This window comes from Francisella sp. XLW-1 (assembly GCF_008711455.1).
Classification (GTDB): Bacteria; Pseudomonadota; Gammaproteobacteria; order Francisellales; family Francisellaceae; genus Francisella; species Francisella salimarina.
This window is the reverse complement of the sequence record NZ_VXKP01000027.1, coordinates 1-623: the sequence shown is the minus strand read 5'-3', so window position 1 is coordinate 623 and position 623 is coordinate 1. Positions and strand designations below refer to the sequence as shown.

Here is a 623-nt window from a genome sequence, read left to right as displayed (position 1 = left end):
TCAGCTTGAACAGGACCAACATTACATCCATATGCAAACCAGGTAGCAATAAACCTTAACGCATAATCTTTAATTTTAGATTCATACCCTGATAGTGGCTTTAACTTATGACTGAGATTAAGCCAATTTTCAACCTCTAGAAATACTGAAACAATATCTGTTATCGGCATTTTTGATGCGACAAGATTTGAAAAATCTTGGTGCGGTTGACTTATTTGTTGACTCACAACACGTTTTAATACAGGTTCACTATTTACTATGCTTAAGTATTCGTTTTCAATAAAATTCTTGTTTGTCTTTTCAGCAGCCTCTTGATGTTCAATTTGTAAATGTTCTACAAATAATTGAGGATCTTTTGGTTTTCCAATTAGTTCAGTATAAGGCGTCAGATTTTGATAAAACTTTTCCCATGAAATAAACTGTTTGTTTGGATCGTCGTGATCATAACTATTTAAAACATAAGCATCTGCACAATTGATTTCATCTATAATAAACTTGAAAATAGATAACTCAAATTTTCTTTTATTTATAGTCTGTATTTGGTTGAGACTACGTCTTGATTTTAGATTTGTAACAAACTGAAACCATTGGTCATCAAGCCACACAAGGTTATTGAATTCATT

At 31.5% G+C, this 623-nt stretch carries 1 protein-coding gene; it reads right to left on the bottom strand.

Going from position 1 to position 623, the window contains the following annotated elements:
• Nucleotides 1-623: Tn3 family transposase (locus F3D59_RS09920; RefSeq protein WP_150464777.1), on the bottom strand; the 623-nt coding region annotated here is incomplete at both ends.